This is a genomic window from Lacipirellulaceae bacterium, from assembly GCA_040218535.1.
GTDB lineage: Bacteria > Planctomycetota > Planctomycetia > Pirellulales > Lacipirellulaceae > Adhaeretor.
In genome coordinates, this window is record JAVJRG010000009.1 from 98,347 (window position 1) to 113,202 (window position 14,856).

A 14,856-nucleotide genomic window follows, 5' to 3' on the forward strand; every position below is an offset into this window, starting at 1 on the left:
CAAGGTATCGATTAGATTCAAAAGGCTAGGCGAGAAGAGCTCATGACCTTGCATGCAGAAGCAGTATACCAGTTGAGCTTGAGGAACGCTAGTCACCTGGCTCCCCGCCATCTTCTTTCACTTTCTTCGAGATCTGGTCCAACTGGCTTTGCACATGACTTCAATCTTGGCATGTCGGGAACCGGACTCTGCCTTATTGGCCGATTCTCATAATAGTTTCTTGACATGTGAACCCTATATCGGTATACCGGTTTTATGGTCGTCATCCGCTTTCGGAACGCCTGCTACCTATATGATTCACACAGCGATAGCAATAAATGGCCGCTGAGTGATAGTTGTCCCTCATAGGAATGAGAACTCGCTAAGGAGTGTGTAAGTGGCTACTGAAGGGAATGCCTCGTTCTTGCGGCATGAGGCTTACGTCTATATCAAGGAACAGCTCGTTGCTGGGCGATGGGGTCTGAACGATCGGATTTCCGAAAAGACGGTCGCCGATGAGCTTGGAATCAGTCGCACTCCGGTCCGTGAAGCGATTCGCAAAATGATCATCGAAGGACTCGTCTATCAGGTTCCTTCAAGCGGCACTTTTGTGACGAAGCCAGACCGGCAGAGCATCGTCGAAATGTTCGAAGTCCGTATGGCACTCGAAAGTCTAGCCGCTTCAAAAGCTACCGAACTAATCCGCGCTCCCGAGGTCAGAGAAATGCAACGGCATTTCACGGTGATGCGCAATGCGAGCCGTGCTTTTCGCGACACGGGCGATAAGTATATGAGCGGTGAGATCCTGGAACGGTTTCTCGTTGCAGACCGGGCAATGCACACCTTGTTGCTTTCCATCTCCGACAACCGATTAGCCTCGAACATTGTCCAAAATGGACGCATTCAATCGTTGATTTACGGCTTAAGCACTTACGAGCGCGACCTTCACCATATTGCAGCAACGCTACGAGCGCACGGAAGAATCTTGTTGGCCATCAAGCAACGTGACACGGAACTCGCTAGCTACTGGATGGAAAACCACGTAAGGAATAGCATGCGTGACGCGCTGCTAGCCTATGACCGTCACGTAACCGCTGAGAACCGCAAGTCGCCAGAAAATCTTGCTCGCAAAGCAGGCCGCGAATGAATTAAGGCTCTTGGCCCAAAAGTAAACCTTTTCGTAATTCACTTTTCATACCATCGACTCCTCCAAGGACATCAAGAATGAACGCTCAAACGCCGAAGTGCGTCGAACTGGCTGATCGATCGAGCGCAGTCACTAGCAGGAAGATCAAAGCGAACGCACAACGAGGCTTCACGCTCGTTGAGTTACTCGTCGTCATTGCCATTATAGGTGTTCTCGTTGGCTTGCTCCTGCCCGCGGTTCAAGCAGCTCGAGAAGCCGCGCGGCGTGCACAATGCATGAGCCGCATCAAGCAAGTGGGCTTAGCCATGCAGAACTATGAGAGTGCGTTTGGCCACTTCCCTCCGGGGACGAAATCTAACTTAGAACCTGTGCTTGATGAGTCGTCTCCGTACGGAGAGAGAACCTTTAGCAATCAATTCCAGTCCAGTGCGCCGTCTGGGCCGCAATTCTGCAAGAGTGGTCCACCTTGGACAATACTGATACTCCCTTACCTCGAGCAGCAATCCTTGTACGATCAGTTCGATTTTAACGAGGCATTTGTGCAGCTCTACGATGCCAACTGCCAGAGTAATCTCAATCGACCTCTTCAAATGACACCGCTCAATCTTTGGCAGTGCCCAAGTGACGCGAATGCCCAGCCAGGAACACTCTACAATTGCTATCACGCTTGCCTTGGTGGCGGCGACTCGCTTGCTCCCAATACTGTCGTTCCGGAGTTAGGCTTTGAGGGCACTTCATTCTCAGGGACGCCGAAATATCGAATCTTTACGAATGGCATTACGGGCTACAACTCAAAGACCAAGTACGGGCAGATTGAAGACGGCTCTTCCAACACCATACTTATCGGTGAGAGCCGCTTACACTTTCGCGAGAACACGCATGGCAGTGGAACGGTAGAACGATATCAAGGTTGGTCTACGGCCTTTCAAACTTCTCCGGGGTTTGGAATACCAAATAACGCTGCAGCTGCTTCGCGGCCAATCAATTTTACGGACCCCGAAGGATTACCACCTATGGGCTGGGTAAGTCCCGGCTACCGGGCGACAGAATTCAGTAGCAATCATCCTGGTGGCGCACATTTTGTCTTCGCTGATGGTTCTGGAACGATCGTCTCTGAAGACATTGATGATGAGGCCTACTGGTCATTGGGACGAATGGCTGACGGGCAGATTGGAGGAAAGCCATAATGCGACACTTTTGGGTCGATTGCATATTCGTTGTGTTTGTTTTGACCAGTGGCTGTAGCGACGGTGGGATTGATCGTCATGACCTGCATGGGAATGTGACATTCAAAGGCCAGCCAGTTCCCTACGGAATGATCTCCTTTCGACCAGATCGGAAGAAGGGCGGGTCCGGTCCATCCGGATTCGCAATTATTGATAGCGGAGCCTATGACACTAGTGGAACGGGAAAAGGGGCTGTATCCGGTCCCGTGGAAGTAATGATCGAAGGAGCCGTTTCCAAACAGCCTATGGCTGAAGAGCTATTTCCTATTTATCGGACCACAATCGAAGTGGACGAAGGTTCGGCTGAATTCGACTTCGAGGTGCCCGAGAGCACAACACAGAACAAGCGTAGAAGATAGGTCGAGGCAATCCTGCACGATTGAGGCAAATTCGCAACATCGCAATTACAATACCAGTATACCAGTCTTAGCTGATGGTGAAATTCGGAGGGGAAGATGAGAAGAACTATTACCAAAGTAGCGGCAGGGCTCTGCTGCCTTATTACCTTCGGGCAATACGCCGATGACCTGCAAGCGCAGCCGACCAACGTAATCGTCATCGTTGCCGACGACGCCGGCTACGCGGACTGGGGCTTTATGGATGGCGTGAGCGGCAGCAACCCGACGCCTACCCCGATCCCAACGCCCAATCTCGACGCGCTTGCCAATCGTGGCGTGAAGTTCTCACGCGCCTACGTAGCACAATCTTGTCAGCCAACGCGTGCTGCCTTAGTCACGGGTGGTTACCAGAACCGGATTGGCAATGAAGTGGTCGGCGACAACGTCCAAGGATTGCCCGCCAGTGCGACAACCATTTGGGATCGCATGAAGGACCAGAACTACACGACCGGAGCAGTCGGCAAGTGGCATCTCGGCAGCGTTGCCGGCCCACAAGGAAATCGGCCTGAAACGCAAGGCGTGGATAAGTTCTACGGTATTTGGCACGGCTCGCGGACCTTCACGCTCGGCAACACCGGGCTGCAACAATCTCAACTGCTGCGAGAAGTGATCACGCAACCTAACGGATCGTTTACTGACACGGTTGTCGAAAGCAATTTCACCAACAACGCAAATCTGGCTAGCGATGACTTTACCCACGAGATGGGCCGGTACGCGGTCGACTTCATCGACGAACACCACGACGACGCAAATCCATTCTTTCTCTACCAATCATTCACTGCTCCTCATACACCGCTGAAAGACGACCCCGTTTATTTCAACGATCCCAGAATCACAGGTCTAACCGGACTTCAACGCCAATACGCCTCGATGATGCTGGCCATGGACGACCAGATTGGACAGATCGTTGCGAAGTTGGAAGATCCAGCGGGTGACGGCACAGGCCCTGGGTCTGATAGCGACAACATCAGTGACAATACCCTCATCATGTTCGTCAACGACAATGGTGGTGCTGAGGCTCCTGGCAGTGCGGCTAACGGTTCGGACAACGGTATCCTGCGTGCACGTAAGGGCTCTTCGTTTGAGGGCGGCATCCGCGTCCCCATGATCATTGCCGGCGCCGGTGTTGATCCGGGCGTTCACGGCACAACCTACGACCGACCGGTCCATGGCGTCGATATCCTTCCGACGGCAGTCGCCGCCGGTGGTGGAAATGTTGGCGTCGGCGATGCCGGGATCGATGGGGTGAATCTGTTGCCATTCATCAATGGCACGAACTCGGCCGACCCACACAATACGATCGTCAACCGGCATCGCACCCAGTTCGCCGTAATCAAGGGCGATATGAAGTTGGTCTGGACTGGCGGAAGCCCCGCCAGCAATCCGGCCCAAGCACACCAACTTTATAATGTCGCCACCGACCCGGGCGAAACGAACGACATCTCCGGCGCAAATCCCGCCCTGGTAGCCGAACTGCACCGCGACCTGACGCGTCACGAAGCGACGTTCGATAAGCAGCGTTACGAGATTCTTGGCCAGTCTGATGAGCGGTTCCAAACCTTCGATCACTTTACCTTCAACCCTGCCAATCCCGGCGGTGGCACGACCAATGTGATCCAGGGTGCAACCGGCAACGGTGACTTCGAAGCTAGTGAACCAGCCACGGGTCCAATTCCGTTCGATCAGACACCTAACTGGCACCATGCGAATAACACCGGCGCGAATGAAGGAATCAATTTCACGAACGATAGCCAGACCGGCGGAAGTTCGCAGTCGAACTCCAGGGCTGGGATGCCATTCCAAAATCGCTTTCAGATCAACGACACCGGCTACACAATCACTTCCGCCGGCGAGGTGTTCGACATCAGTTATGAATTCGGGGCTGGCGGAGCACTTGGCAACTGGACGGGTGACGAAGTCATGCGAACTTTCTTGTTCACCTCGTCCACAACCGTTGATGGAGACACCGTCGTCGGTGATCTCACCGAACTTGGCGAGGACATCTACGCCATTGATCGCGCGAACGATCCCCAATGGACGACTCGTACAGCGAACGGTGTTTATACGACAACGGCAGCTGACATCGGCAAAACCATCTACTTTGGCATGGAATTCCAAGATCCTTCAGGCCCCTTGTTGTTCCCACGAATTGACCTGATCGATCTGCAGGTCACTTCCTCAGGAAGTGGCGGAGCCTCGGTCGCTGACTGGTCCGACAGCGGTATCTGGAACGAAGGAGGTACCAGCAACAGTGCAACCATGTACCACGCGGACTCCTTCCCGGGAGCGGTCCTTGAGTTTCCTACGACAGACTCATTCAGCTACACATCCAACAACGACATGACACGCTCTACGGGCCTTGAGTTCATGCTGAACAAGATGGTTTTCAGCGGAACGTTTGCTGGCACGCAAAACCAAACTGCAACGGTCCAGGGCAACGCTGTTCTGTTCACCAACGACCTGAATGGTGTCGGTCCGCAACTCGAAGTGACCGCCTCCAACAGTGGTGTCCCGTCCTTTGAGTACAACCTCGATCTTGAAGTCATCTTGTACGACAACCTCACGATCACAGGCGATGGCGATGCAACCTTGAGGATCAACGGCGAGATTAGCAACTACTCTGAGCCCCGTGGACTTACCAAGAGTGGCACCAGCACGGCAATCCTGACCGCAAACAATACCTACGAAGGTGACACGATCGTTGAGGAAGGAACTCTTAGCATCACGAACGCTTTCCTCGAAGACTCAGCCGACGTTTACCTGGAAACCGGGGGCATCTTCGACCTCGACTTCTCAGGCACCGACACGATCGACTCGCTGTTCATTGATGGCATCTCGCAAGCCATTGGCACTTGGGGTGCCATCGGGTCGGGGGCGAACAACGAGTCGGCCTTGATCACGGGTTCCGGGCTGCTGCTCGTCTCGACCTTGGACGCATTGGCTGGCGACTTTGATCTGGACGGCGATGTCGACGGGGCCGATTTCCTCACGTGGCAACGCGACGGTGGCAGCCTAACCGATTGGCAGAACAACTACGGTAGTCAGAGTTCCCCGGCTCAGGCGAATTCAGGGGCGGTCCCTGAACCTACAAGTCTCGCCCTGCTGGGATTGGCACTGAGTTTTCTTGCATATCGAGGTAGCAATTCGGCTTTCAGGTGAGTGGTATACACTCGAGGTATCTCCCGAAGGATCGACTACCAACCCAGAAACCATGAGGCTCTTTGAATTCAATAGGCAAAGAAGGGCTTTTGCGAGAAAAAGGAGCGGATCTAACGGTAAATTTCGTTGACGAGGGTTTTCCGACCGGTATACTGGTTGTAAGTCCTCAGGTCCGACGGCTACCTGTCACTAGCTGGTGGGTAGACAAAAGATACAGAAGGTATCGTTCGAAGTTTTCACTTCGACGCGAGAAATCGTCAATCTATTCCTATTCGTTTCGAATTCGCAGGCTGTGACCTGAGGGTGGCGCCGGCGACTTTCGCTTGTCAATTCACGGAGAAGAGATCCAATGAACTCCCGACCAACAAGCTTTTCTTCGGCGTTTCTAGCCAGCGCTGTGCTCGCTTGCTTAGTCGCTTATCCGGCACAGGCACAGACCATCATTGGTGGCTCGATCGGCAATGGCGATTTCCAAGCCGGTGGCGGCGGTAACCCGGCTGGCGATCCACAGACCTATGAGCAAACCGTCAATTGGTTTCACGGTAATAACACAGGGCCAAACGAGACGATCAACTTCACCAACTCTTCCCAAATGGGCGGCAGTACTGACCCGGCCCACTTAACCGACCAGGATCGACGCGGCGGCATGCCCTTCCAAAACCGGTGGCAGTTTAACGACACCGCTTACGTCATCCAAGCTGAAGGAGAAGTCTTCAGTCTTAGTTATGACTTTGGTGCCGGTGGCCCCGCCAACCGCTGGAACGGTGCCGAAACGATGCGCACCTTTCTCTTCACCTCAACCACCGGCGTCACGGCAGATACCATCGACAATGACATCACCGAGCTTGGCGGCGACGACTATCTGATCAACCGGGCCAACGATACGAATCCCGAAGGTGACGAGCAGTGGACCACACGTTCGGTCCCTAACTTCTATACCTCAACGCTCGCAGATGTTGGCCAAACCGTATATTTCGGCATGCGGTTCCTCGACGAGAGTAACGGCGACGGCCTCCTTTTCCCACGGATCGACCTAATCAACCTCGCCGTGGGCGATGGCTCGACCCCGGGCGACCAGGATGGAGACCTTGATGTCGATGGGACGGACTTCCTAATTTATCAACGAGATGACGGCTCCGCACAGGGCCTAATGGATTTCCAAGACAACTACGGAACTGAAGCACCAAGTATCGCCTCGGTCCCGGAACCGAGTAGCCTCGCATTGCTTATCCTAATTGGCACAAGTTGCACCGCGTGCCGCTGGAGAAATAGCCAGTAACTGATTCAACACAAACAGCAAGCCTGCCGCGGGGCAGTGGCAGGCTTGCTAGAGATTTTGAGGGTTCGATTTTCGAGCAACTGAGCTCGCCGACATCATGCCGGAAGCTCAGATGATGTAAGACTTTTTCCTTTTCTTTCTTTGGGAGGTAAGACTAATGAGACTGATGACAACAACCCTAGCCTTGGCGTTAGCGCTAGGGCTCGGTGCCCAAGCACAGGCGGCTACCATCATCGGTGGCTCAACCGGCAACGGCGATTTCAACGCCGGTGGCGGCGGAACGGCCGGTGGACCTCAAACCTATGAGAACACCGTCAATTGGCACAACGCGCAAGGCGCCGAAACGATCAACTTCACGAACTCGACTCAGATGGGTGGCAGCACTGATCCGAACAACGGCACTACCACGCGTGGCGGCATGCCTTTCCGCGACCGCGTCCAGGTAAACGACACCGGTTATGTCGCCAGCACCGGTGATGTCTTTAGCCTCAGCTATGACTTCGGTGCCGGCGGAGCTCCATCACGTTGGACTGGCGTCGAAACCATGCGAACGTTTCTGTTCACGGCTGCCTCAGTCGATGGTAATACCATTGAAGGCGACATCACTGAGATCGCCGGCTCCTCTGTGGACTACAACATCGACCGCGCCAACGACGGGCAGTGGACCAGTTTCTCCGCTCCTAACTTCTACACGGCGACTGCTGCTGATAACGGCCAGACGCTTTACTTCGGGATGGAATTCCTCGATGGCGACAACTCCGATGGCGACCTGTTCCCGCGCATCGACATCATCAATTTGAGTGTCGTCGCTGGGATTCCTGAGCCCTCCTCGATCGTGCTCTTGAGCCTTTCTGCAGTGGGCTTGTTGGTCCGCAAACGATAAGTAAGGCTTCGATTCGAAACCTTAGATTTGAGAACTGATTCGGGTCGCTCTGGTTCACACCCAGAGCGGCCCGACTCTAAACAGAGCCAGAGAATAGGCAAGATTACTCGGCTCACCGACTGCCGCTTTTAAGCGTGCAAAGTGTTACCCAACTTCGATTTCTTATCTTGCGGAGCTGGTGGGTCTCTTACTTTATTGTCATGTCCGTTCCGGACAGAAGTTTTCTAAGAGAGGATGACCTGATGCGTGTTTTCTCCCTATCATGTACGCTGGTAGCCAGTCTGCTTCTGAGCAGAACTGCCCTGGCTGCAGAAACATTTATCATCGGCGACGGCGGTGCTATCGGCGTGGCGTCCTCCGGCAATGGAAACTTTGAAGCCGACTCAGGACATCCCTTGAGCTTTGATAGCGTCGCGAACTGGCACAACATCGAAGGCGATGATAGTTCGGTTAACTTTGGAACCAACACAGGCATGGGGGGTAGTCCGGAACCATTCTCCCAAGGTGCTTTTCTATTCGGTCAGATGGCCGGTAACGACACCGCCTACACGATTACCGCTGGCGATGTAGGTGAGCCTTTTAACTTTAGCTTTGCCCTGAACCGATTTGGTAGTGGGTACGATGGCGATGAGGCGTTCAACGTGTCATTGTTCGAATCGTCGACTGGGGTCGATGCAAATACCGTCATCGGAGACATCACGACCCTGGCTTCTACGTCGATTGCAGTTCCAACGTCAGGTTTTTGGTCTTCTCATTCAGCCCCCGCCTTCTACACCATCGGTGCAGCAGACGTTGGCAAAACCGTCTACCTGGGCTTAGATCTGGACAATCCTGGTGGTGGCACGGTTTTTCCACGTATTGACTTGATCAAGCTCTCGAAGGGAGCAGCAGACCCTTTCCAACTTCGGTTCAACGCTGCATCGAATCCAGTCGACGGTACAAATCGCTGGGAGCCTAGTCTTGACACATCCACAGGCGCTGCCACCCAACCGTCGGATTACTTTACCTTCGCATCAAACACCAGCTTAACCGCAGTCAACGACCCCAGCGTGCCTGGCATTACTGCCAGCTACAGTGCCGGCGGACAGGGCCGTAATTTTTGGAATGGCTCGGCCAACTCCGATCCGCCAGCCTTTCAAGGTGGCTTTGACGCGAGCTTTGAAGTCTGGTTCAAGCCCGATAACCTAGCCGGTGGCGACCAGATTATCCTCGAACTTGGTGGCAGTGGAAACGGTTCGTACTTTAGCCTTGAGAACGATGTCCTCTCATTCTATAGCCGCAGCAACAACGTGGACGGTCCGACCCTTTCCACAACGCTAACCGAAGCCGAATGGACGCAAGTCGTTGGCACGTGGGAAGGTTCTACCGAGACGCTCCAACTCTTCGTGAATGGTGAACTTGTGACTAGTGCCGTTGCCAGTGGCGATCTCAATGAATGGGCCGGAGGCAACGCCTGGGGCCTTGGTCAACGCGGCGAGTCAGACGGTGATCCAGGAAACGACATTGCTGTTGGCGGACCATTAACTGAATCCGCGGGCACTGACTTCGCCTTTTCAGGCGAGATCGCCATTTTTGAGATTCACGACTCGGTACTCAGCGCCTCTGAGGTTCAAGATGCCTTTGACGAAATCGCAGCAGCGACGGTAGCCGGTGATGCTGACGGCGACGGTGACGTCGATGGTATCGACTTTCTAATGCTACAGCGGGACAATGCCGCTGGAATCCCTGACTGGGAATCGAATTACGGGGCGGACAACGCCACTGCTTCGGTCAATTCTGTCCCTGAGCCAAGTACGGCGTTGCTTCTCTTCGTAGCGGTCGGCTTCGCAGCGATGTCAGGACGCAAGCAGTTGAACCATGCCTAACCGTGAGAACGCGAGGCAATCGGCACCTGACGTTGTCGATTGCCTCGCGAATCCAGTTAGATGTGCATTCCTTTTCCTTTGCCGTGGGGCGATGGCTGCGTTCATCTATGCAGCCACGCTGTCCAGCTGTTCTGCGAATGATTCGCCGCTCAATGTACTATTCATCGCCGTCGATGACCTGGCAGTCTCCTTGGGTTGTTACGGGGATACCGTTGCAAAAACACCAAACATTGATCAGCTTGCGGCGAGCGGCGTCACTTTCCTGCGTGCTTACAACCAGATTCCGCTCTGCAATCCCTCACGCGCATCGGTGATGACCGGTCTCAGGCCAGACCAGATCAAAGTTTATGATCTCGATCGGCACTTTCGTGATGAAGTTCCCAATGTAGTGACGCTCCCCCAAGTGTTTCGCAAAGCTGGCTATGTTGCTGCTCGTGTAGGCAAGATTTACCACTACAACGTACCCGCAGCGATTGGCACTGACGGTTTCGATGATCCTCCCTCTTGGGACAGAACGATCAATCCGAAAGGCCGTGATAAAACCGACGAGCCGCTGGTCTTCAATGCCGAGCCGCACCGCAGAATCAGCGGTGCTTTGAGTTGGCTAGCTGCTGAGGGTGACGATACCGAGCAAACCGACGGCATGATCGCCACGGAAGCGATTCAGTTCATGAAGGAACACCAGGCCCAGCCTTTCTTCCTTGGTGTCGGCTTCTTTCGCCCGCATACTCCCTATGTCGCACCAAAGAAATACTTCGACATCTATCCGCTTCGAGACATGCGTTTACCCTACGCACCTGAGGGGGACCGTCTCGACATTCCCACTGCAGCCTTCGCGCATAACTGTCCCGTGCCCAATTATGGACTGTCGGAGACAACTCTCCGCCAGGCGACGCAAGCCTACTATGCTTCGGTGTCGTTCATCGACGCTCAAGTTGGCAGGTTGCTTGAGAACCTGGAAGAACTAGGTCTCGTTGAGAACACGATCGTGGTGCTTTGGAGCGATCACGGCTACCATCTTGGTGAACACAACGGCATTTGGCAGAAGCGGACCCTCTTCGAGCAAAGTGCGCGAGCACCACTGGTCATTCGAGCACCAGGAAGCCGGGGCAACAGTCAAGCATGCCACCGAATCGTTGAGTTCGTCGATATTTATCCAACCGTCGTTGAGCTGGCTGGGCTTAATCCACCACCACAGCTAGCGGGACGCAGCCTTTGCCCCTTACTCGATGACCCCATTACCCAATGGGATGGTTTCGCGATAACGCAGATACTACGACCTGCTGATGATCGCCTCGCCGAACCCGTTATGGGGTGTAGCATTCGCACCAATCGCTGGAGGTACACCGAGTGGTCCGATGGAAGATACGGTCGCGAACTGTACGACCACCATGCAGACCCGCAGGAATTCAATAACCTCGCCAACAGCCCCAATGCTTTAGGTCAGCATGCGATTGATACGCTGAGCGAGCGTCTAAGAGATTATGCCTCTGGCAGTACGCCAGAAACTGAATTCAATCCAGAACGATTGTGATTCCTTCATAACTGAGGCGTTCATTCTATCAGAGGTAGTCTTATGGCGAACTCTCCTCCAACGGACGGCTGCTTCCCAGTTCTATCAGATCGGCAAGCTGCTTCTTCAGTCGAGTTGCTACCGCTGGATGTGTGTCAATGACGTTCTGTTTTTCCTCAAGATCGGAATCAAGGTCGAACAGTTGGAACTGAGGCACTGAGGTGTTCGCCAGTTCGGTCTCGACCACTACATTACGAGCAATGCGTTTGTCGTACCGATGCAACTTCCAATTTCCAGATCGTAAAGCCAATGTGCCATTGTTGCCGTTGTCTTGCTGAACGAGATGATCTCGCCCGCGACTGTTCTCTTGGCCGAGCAAAGCACCAAGGACATTGAAGCTGTCCAGACAACTCCCCTCGGGTAGCGATTTGCCAGTTAGAGCAGCGAGACTTGCCGCTAGATCAATCGTGCAGACGATCTGGTTGCTTGTTCCCGGTTGAATGTGCCCCGGCCAGCGTGTGATAAATGGCGTTCGCGTGCCTCCCTCGTAAACGCTGTACTTGCCACCGGTGTATGGACCTGCCGCTCGGTGGTTGCCGATTTTCTCAATCGCTCCGTCGCGATACCCGTCATCAAGCACCGGGCCGTTATCACTGCAGAATACAATGAGAGTCTTCTCGGCCAATCCTCGTTGATCGAGTGCCTTGAGTATTTCACCAACGCACCAGTCTAACTGCAGAATCGAATCGCCACGAAACCCGAGCGATGACTTCTCCTGGAATCGCTCATGCGGCATCCGCGGCACGTGAATATCGTGCGACGCGAAAAACAAAAAGAAGGGTTGATCCTGGTGCGATTCGATAAACTCGACTGACTTCTCGACCCACTTGTCAGCCAGATCCTCATCTCGGAATCGCGCCGCCGTTCCGCCCGTGTAGAAGCCAATGCGGCTGATCCCGTTGTGAATCGTCGAGTTGTGGCCATGCGACCAATCCATCTTGAGCGACTCGCGGTGCGTCTTGCCTGTTGGGTGGTCCGGGCTCAGTTTCTTATCTCCTACCCAGAGCGGATCCTCGGGGTCGAGATTCGGCACATGATGATTGTGGACATAAACCTGTGGGACTCGATCGTTGGTCGTAGGTAAAAGAAAGCAAGTATCAAAACCGATTTCCAAAGGCCCTGGCTTGAGCTGTCCGTTCCAGTCAGGTCCGCCGTCGCCGCCGAGCCCTAGGTGCCACTTTCCGATCACAGCCGTCGCGTAGCCGGCTTGCTGAAGCAGCGAGGCAACCGTCACCGTGCCAGGCTTGATAATCGCCGGCGCATTGGGCGGGGCAATTCCCGTACGCTCTCCGCGGAACGCATAAGTTCCGGTCAGAAACGAGTAGCGCGTTGGCGTACAAGTCGAGGCGGAGCAATAGCCGCTGGTAAAGCGAAGACCTTCAGCAGCAAGTCGGTCGATATTGGGAGTCTCCAGGGAAGTCGCCCCGTAGCAGGAGACATCCCCATAGCCCAGATCGTCGGCCATGATGACGATAATGTTTGGGCTTCGTTCTTCGGAGGGGATTGCACACTGAGCTGTCGTACTGCATGTCGTCAAAGCGGAGATCGCTACTAGGAGAGTCGCGATCATGTTGATTGGTCTCATCGATTGCCACCTGTTTTGAATTTGGTCTGAGTAGGCCTGAGGGGTTGAAGCATAGCTAAGACCGGTATGTTAGCAGATCAGCGGTGATCTTTCTCTCGGAGTGGTCTCACAATTCGTAACCCAAAGCGTAAACGAAGGACCACGCTGTCGAAGTCCTTCCCTCGCTCACGCTTCGGGACACGAAAGCTGATCTCTCGCAATGCTTCTTTGTATTGCGCGTAGCTCTCTCAGGTGGTTTCCTTTCTTCACGATTGCCCAACCTGACACACGCTCACCGTTTCTTAACGCATTGCAAAACGCTTCTTCATTCCACGCTTGCCATCTCTTCATTTAGCGCACCTATAACTTCTGCCGTCGGTTCTTCGGGATCGTCACGCCGAACGAGCCTTAGCACATGCAGGGAAGATCAAGGGCTACGGCTCGTTTGAGGGCTTTCGTTTGTGAGTTGGATCGCCGCTCGCATGAGGTTTAGGCAACCTAGTAGGAATTAACTCGGAGCGATCATAGCCAGAAGAAAAGGATAGGTAACTCGATGAATCACGTGGCGATAGGATGCCCTCGAAGGCGGAAACGCGGCTCAGTTCGCGGTTTTACACTAGTCGAACTGCTGGTGGTGATAGCCATCATCGGGGTATTGGTCGGGCTGCTCTTGCCAGCGGTGCAAGCGGCGCGTGAGGCGGCACGTCGTACACAATGCACGAATCAAACTCGGCAATTGGCTCTTGCCGTCGCAAACTTTGAATCCGCTTTCCGATTCCTCCCTCCTGGCGGGCCCACATGTGTTGAGTGGGAGACGGGTGCCCCATCCACGCTCATTGCCGGCACTCAAAAAGGTGGTTCTTGCTACGGGCCGAACTGGTACATCCAGGTTCTACCGTACATCGAACAGCCTGGCATGGCGGACATGGCCCGCAGAGCGATTAACGACAAGGGTAACTTCGAAGAAGCCAATCCTATGGATAACTGGGATGGTAAACGTAAGGATTTCGGAACTGGCCTGGGCGGAGAGTCGGCTGCGTTCATGCACTGCCCAAGTGCGACCACGGGTGAAAATGTCTTTTATCACGATGACGATGAAGGAACCACAGGCACGGCACTTGGCTATCTCAAGAAGTCGAATTACGTCGCATGCTTCGGCGGAGCACAACTGCAACACGCTACGCCACCTGACTCTGATGCGTATCAAACTGCAAGCCTCGCTGAGCGAACTCTGGACAATCGCGGTAAAGTCGTGTCTGGCCCACCGGAAATCCTCAATGGAATTTTCTCGCTGGTGCGAGTGAGAAAAAAACCTCCAGCCAATCGTGTCGGTCGCGGTATCAAACTCTCCCAAGTCTCTGACGGATTATCCAATACGGTGATGCTGAGCGAAGTCTTGACTTGGGACGAAGCCAATACGGCTGAAGACAATATTCCTGGAAATGACGACTGGCGAGGAACTTGGGTTGTGCCGGGGATGGGCGCCAGCACATTCACAGGACTACACACACCAAACTCCAACGTTGAAGACCAAATCGCCGCTTGCGGAACGAACATTCAGCAATCACCCGTCTTCCAAGACATGCCGTGTAGCGAGTTCGATGGCGGTGCCCAGTACGCCAGCGCCCGCAGCAACCACAGTGGCGGAGTCAACGCTGCCATGGGTGACTCGTCAGTTCGCTTTGTCGATGACGACATCGAGGGTTCTGTCTGGCAAGCAATGACGACGAGAGCCGGAGGGGAGCTTCTCGAAGATCAGTAAAGTCTCTGTGCGAGTGATAGA

10 protein-coding genes are annotated in these 14,856 nt (G+C 54.1%); 9 read left to right on the plus strand and 1 reads right to left on the minus strand.

Annotated elements, in window-relative coordinates:
* The first annotated feature begins 376 nt into the window (after positions 1 to 376).
* The 8 genes from RIB44_11440 (at position 377) to RIB44_11475 (ending at position 11,470) form a co-directional block, all read left to right on the plus strand.
* The gene (locus tag RIB44_11440) at positions 377 to 1,126 is read left to right on the plus strand and encodes a GntR family transcriptional regulator (protein MEQ8617199.1); all 750 of its coding nucleotides are present in this window, start codon (positions 377 to 379) and stop codon (positions 1,124 to 1,126) included.
* A 77-nt stretch (positions 1,127 to 1,203) separates the two neighbouring features.
* On the plus strand, positions 1,204 to 2,313 hold the full coding sequence (locus RIB44_11445; protein ID MEQ8617200.1) for a DUF1559 domain-containing protein: 1,110 nt from the start codon (positions 1,204 to 1,206) through the stop codon (positions 2,311 to 2,313).
* The gene (locus RIB44_11450; protein ID MEQ8617201.1) at positions 2,313 to 2,711 is read left to right on the plus strand and encodes a hypothetical protein; all 399 of its coding nucleotides are present in this window, start codon (positions 2,313 to 2,315) and stop codon (positions 2,709 to 2,711) included. Before RIB44_11445 ends, RIB44_11450 begins: the two co-directional genes overlap by 1 nt.
* Positions 2,712 to 2,807: 96 nt before the next feature.
* Positions 2,808 to 5,909: a sulfatase-like hydrolase/transferase gene (locus RIB44_11455; GenBank protein ID MEQ8617202.1), complete on the plus strand. Its 3,102-nt coding sequence runs from the start codon at positions 2,808 to 2,810 to the stop codon at positions 5,907 to 5,909.
* Positions 5,910 to 6,258: 349 nt separating this feature from the next.
* The gene (locus RIB44_11460; protein ID MEQ8617203.1) at positions 6,259 to 7,188 is read left to right on the plus strand and encodes a PEP-CTERM sorting domain-containing protein; all 930 of its coding nucleotides are present in this window, start codon (positions 6,259 to 6,261) and stop codon (positions 7,186 to 7,188) included.
* 157 nt (positions 7,189 to 7,345) lie between these two features.
* A complete protein-coding gene (locus RIB44_11465) occupies positions 7,346 to 8,071 on the plus strand; it encodes a PEP-CTERM sorting domain-containing protein (GenBank protein ID MEQ8617204.1) in 726 nt (241 codons plus the stop codon).
* A gap of 242 nt (positions 8,072 to 8,313) precedes the next feature.
* A complete protein-coding gene (locus RIB44_11470) occupies positions 8,314 to 9,936 on the plus strand; it encodes a LamG-like jellyroll fold domain-containing protein (GenBank protein MEQ8617205.1) in 1,623 nt (540 codons plus the stop codon).
* 91 nt (positions 9,937 to 10,027) lie between these two features.
* Positions 10,028 to 11,470, plus strand: a complete 1,443-nt coding sequence (locus RIB44_11475; GenBank protein MEQ8617206.1) for a sulfatase — start codon at positions 10,028 to 10,030, stop codon at positions 11,468 to 11,470.
* A gap of 40 nt (positions 11,471 to 11,510) precedes the next feature.
* Here the strand turns inward: RIB44_11475 and RIB44_11480 are convergent, their stop codons facing one another.
* A complete protein-coding gene (locus RIB44_11480) occupies positions 11,511 to 13,094 on the minus strand; it encodes an arylsulfatase (protein MEQ8617207.1) in 1,584 nt (527 codons plus the stop codon).
* A gap of 532 nt (positions 13,095 to 13,626) precedes the next feature.
* Between RIB44_11480 and RIB44_11485 the strand changes: the two genes are divergently transcribed.
* Positions 13,627 to 14,835: a DUF1559 domain-containing protein gene (locus tag RIB44_11485; GenBank protein ID MEQ8617208.1), complete on the plus strand. Its 1,209-nt coding sequence runs from the start codon at positions 13,627 to 13,629 to the stop codon at positions 14,833 to 14,835.
* The last annotated feature ends 21 nt before the right edge of the window (positions 14,836 to 14,856 follow it).

Bases quoted from the DNA above. Each gene is read 5' to 3' on its own strand.
- RIB44_11465 (MEQ8617204.1), top strand. From the start codon at position 7,346: ATGAGACTGATGACAACAACCCTAGCCTTGGCGTTAGCGCTAGGGCTC.
- RIB44_11450 (MEQ8617201.1), top strand. From the start codon at position 2,313: ATGCGACACTTTTGGGTCGATTGCATATTCGTTGTGTTTGTTTTGACC.
- RIB44_11455 (MEQ8617202.1), top strand. From the start codon at position 2,808: ATGAGAAGAACTATTACCAAAGTAGCGGCAGGGCTCTGCTGCCTTATT.
- RIB44_11480 (MEQ8617207.1), bottom strand. From the start codon at position 13,094: ATGAGACCAATCAACATGATCGCGACTCTCCTAGTAGCGATCTCCGCT.
- RIB44_11460 (MEQ8617203.1), top strand. From the start codon at position 6,259: ATGAACTCCCGACCAACAAGCTTTTCTTCGGCGTTTCTAGCCAGCGCT.
- RIB44_11470 (MEQ8617205.1), top strand. From the start codon at position 8,314: ATGCGTGTTTTCTCCCTATCATGTACGCTGGTAGCCAGTCTGCTTCTG.
- RIB44_11445 (MEQ8617200.1), top strand. From the start codon at position 1,204: ATGAACGCTCAAACGCCGAAGTGCGTCGAACTGGCTGATCGATCGAGC.
- RIB44_11475 (MEQ8617206.1), top strand. From the start codon at position 10,028: ATGGCTGCGTTCATCTATGCAGCCACGCTGTCCAGCTGTTCTGCGAAT.
- RIB44_11485 (MEQ8617208.1), top strand. From the start codon at position 13,627: ATGAATCACGTGGCGATAGGATGCCCTCGAAGGCGGAAACGCGGCTCA.